This window comes from Paenibacillus sp. 1-18 (genome assembly GCF_000520755.1).
GTDB lineage: Bacteria > Bacillota > Bacilli > Paenibacillales > Paenibacillaceae > Paenibacillus > Paenibacillus brasilensis.
Window position 1 is genome coordinate 1 of the sequence record NZ_ASSB01000221.1, and the last position, 3,781, is coordinate 3,781.

A 3,781-nucleotide genomic window follows, 5' to 3' on the forward strand; every position below is an offset into this window, starting at 1 on the left:
CGAATCGCCCCCAAGGTCAAAGAAGTTGTCATGAATGCCGATTCTTCCGACACCTAGCACGCCCTGCCAAACGGTGATCAGCGCTTGCTCCACCGCTGTACGTGGAGCCTCATAGGCGGTTCCGGTCGGCAAGCTGCCTTCAGGCGCGGGCAGCGCTTTGCGGTCGACTTTCCCGTTAGGCGTATACGGCAACCGCTCCAACTGTACAAAGTACGACGGGATCATGTAGCTTGGAAGCTCCTTCGCCAATACTCCGCGGAGCTCGCTTGCCGTCAACGAACGGTCAGCAACCAAATATGCGCATAGCTGCTTTTGCCCGTCCTCACTCGCACGAGCCGTTACGACGGCTTCTTGTACAGCTTCCACGTTCATTAGCTGTGCTTCAACCTCGCCTAGCTCAATTCGGTAGCCGCGTATTTTCACTTGCTCGTCGATTCGTCCCATATATTCGATGTTTCCATCCGCCTGCCAGCGGGCCAGATCCCCTGTCCGATACATCCGCCCACCTGGAGCAAACGGGTTGTTCACGAATTTCTCCGCCGTCAGTTCAGGACGGTTTAGATAGCCAAGGGCAACTCCGTCTCCGGCAATGTACATCTCTCCGGGTACGCCCGGCGGCACCAAATTGCGCTGCGAATCGAGCAAGTAAATGTACACGTTGTCGGCCGGAACCCCAATCGGTACGGACTCCTTCGTATCCCTCACAGGATCGTAGAGGTAAATCATGCATCCGACTACCGTTTCGGTTGGCCCGTATTCGTTGAAAATTTCGATGTTTCCGCCAAACAGATCAGAGATGCTTTTCGCCAAATGAGTGCTGAGATTTTCTCCGCCTACGATCATTTTTCGAATTCTAGAGTGGTCGGGCATCTTCATGTCTTTGATCAGGCTCAAATGCGTCGGCGTCAGCTTAAGAATGTCCACCTGATTGTCCTCAATGATCTCCTGGATTAACGTCCCCTTGTCCGCCCCTTCATAAATGAAGATCGTATTGCCTGTGATAAGCGGCGTAAATATTGACGTAAGCGTCAAATCGAAAGAAATCGACGAATACAATGGAAAATCAAGCTTTTCCTCGCCTACATACACTTTTTTCGCCCACCAAATATAGTTGACCAAGCCTTGCTGCGTAATCATGGTTCCCTTAGGCAGTCCTGTAGTACCAGAAGTATAAATGAGATACATAAGATCCTTCGGCTTGACTGTAATGCCCGGATTGGAACGGTCTTCTGCGTATGCCTGGCTGCTGTCCAAATCCACCATCTTGCCTTCGAAGCTCGCCAAATCAGGTTTTTCCTGCCGTAAATGACTTTGCGTGAGCAGCAGCTTTGTACCCGAGTCTTTTAAAATATAGTGAATCCGCTCTTCCGGATATTCCGGGTCAATCGGTACATAAGCGCCACCGGCCTTCAAAATTCCGAAAATCCCGATCACCATTTCCAGCGAACGCTCGACCATCAGGCCGACAAATTGCTCCGACCGAACGCCTTCGGCGCGCAACGCATGCGCCAACTGGTTCACCCGATCATTCAGCTCGCGATACGTTAGCCGACTTTCTCCGAACACAACTGCCGTCTGATCCGGCGTTCGCTCCACTTGCTCCTCGAACATCTGATGAATCGGTTTATCTTTCGGATAGTCAACCGCAGGAGCGTTGAACTGCTCCAGAATCTGCGCTTGCTCCTGAGCTGTAATGATCGCAATCTTTGACAGCTTCGTCTCGGGTGCGCTCACCACCGTATGGATCACCTGCACGAATTGGCTCGCTAACCGTTCGACCGTTTCCTGCTTGAACAGCGCACTGGCGTACTCAAAGCTGCAGACGAGTTCCTCGCCTTGCTCCGCTATAAGGAGCGTCAGATCAAATTTAGCGGATTGATTCTCATACACATACGGTTTGAATTGCAATCCGGCAATCTCCCGTTCGCTCTGCTCCGTATTTTGCAGCACAAACATCGTATCGAACAGCGGATTTCGGCTCATATCCCGATTTAAATTGAGCTTCGCAACCAATTCCTCGAACGGATAGTCCTGATGCTCGTATGCTTGCAGTGCCGTTTCTTTGACTTCCTGCAAATAGTCAAGAAACGATTTCTCGCCGGACGGATAATTGCGGAGTGCAAGCGTGCCGACAAACATCCCGATTAGACCTTCCAGATCACTGTGCGACCTTCCCGCAATCGGGGTGCCGACAATCACATCCTCCTGCCCAGTATATTTATGCAAGAGTGCGGTATATGCGGACAGCAGCACCATATATAAGGTCGATCCAGTTTGCGCCGCAAGCTGCTGCAAAGCCTGCCCTTTGGCGGCATCAATCACAAAATCAACCTGTTTTCCTGCAAAGCTTCGCTCCGCCGGACGAGTTTCATCAATCGGCAAATCAAGAATCGGAAGCTCGCCGCGGAATACGTCCAGCCAGTAGGCTTCCTGCTTGTCAATCCGCTCGCTTTGCATCTCCGTTTGCTGCCATACTGCATAATCTTTGTACTGAATCCGCAGCTCCGGCAGCTCGCTTCCCTCGTACATCTGCATAAATTCCTCGGTCAACACGCCCATCGAGGTTCCGTCAGAGACGATATGATGCATATCAAACAGCAACAGATGGCGATCTTGCTGCAGCTTGATTAATCCGGCCCGCAGAAGCGGTGCCTGATGTAAATCGAACGGGCGGATAAAGTCGCGAATGCGGTCTTTTGCCTCTTCTTCCTGGGCCTCAATATATTCCACCGTAAATGGCACTTCCTCATGCACTCGCTGCACCGGTTCGCCGTTCACGACATCAAAGCTCGTTCTCAATGTCTCATGTCGGCGTATGAGTCGGCGGAACGCAGCTTCCAGCCGCGTGCGGTCCAGTTGCCCTTCTACGGTCATAACACCCGGCATATTGTAGCTGATTTCTCCACCTTCGAGTTGGCTCAGCACGTACAAACGCTTCTGTCCCGAAGATGTCGGATAGTAGCTTCGTTCTCCGACGGTCGGAATGGAAGCATAAGCCGCTTGATCCCGGCTTTCGATCATTTTCGCCATCTGTTCGATGGTCGGGAATTGAAACACTTCACGGAGCGCAATAGGGGCGTTCAGCTCTTTGTGAATACGGGACACGAGAAGCGTAGCCCGCAAAGAGTGTCCTCCGATTTCAAAGAAGTTATCTTTGATCCCTACATGCCCCACGCCAAGCACGTCCTTCCAAATCTGTGCGAGCCGCGCTTCCACAGGCGTTGTTGGCGCATCATACTTCGCACCTGTTAGAAGATTGCCCTCAGGCGCAGGCAGTGCTTTACGATCTATTTTTCCATTCGGGCTCAGCGGCATTTGCTCAAGCTGCATGAAGTACGACGGGATCATATAGCCCGGAAGCTCCTGCGCCAGCGCTCCGCGGAGCTCGCTTGCCGTCAGCTCTGCATTCGCCGTAAAGTATGCGCACATCTGCTTCTGACCGTTCTCGTCTTCCCTTGCTACGACAATTGCCTCCTGCACAGCCTCCACCTTCAATAGCTGTGCTTCCACTTCGCCGAGTTCAATCCGGTAGCCCCGTATTTTCACCTGATGGTCGATCCGTCCCAAATATTCGATGTTTCCGTCCGACTGCCAGCGGGTCAGGTCTCCCGTCCGATACATCCGCTCTCTCGGCACAAAAGGACTGTCCACGAATTTCTCCGCCGTCAGTTCGGGACGATTCAGATATCCTCGGGCCACTCCGTCCCCCGCGATGCACAGCTCGCCCGGTACGCCGATGGGCTGCAGCTTGCCGCCTTCGCTGACGATATAAAGCCGTATA

The 3,781-nt window shown here is 52.7% G+C and carries 1 protein-coding gene; it reads right to left on the bottom strand.

Annotated features, from left to right (window positions below; translation table 11 throughout):
- Positions 1-3,781 (bottom strand): non-ribosomal peptide synthetase (locus L693_RS0113855; RefSeq protein ID WP_025717769.1); only part of this gene is annotated, 3,781 nt, incomplete at both ends.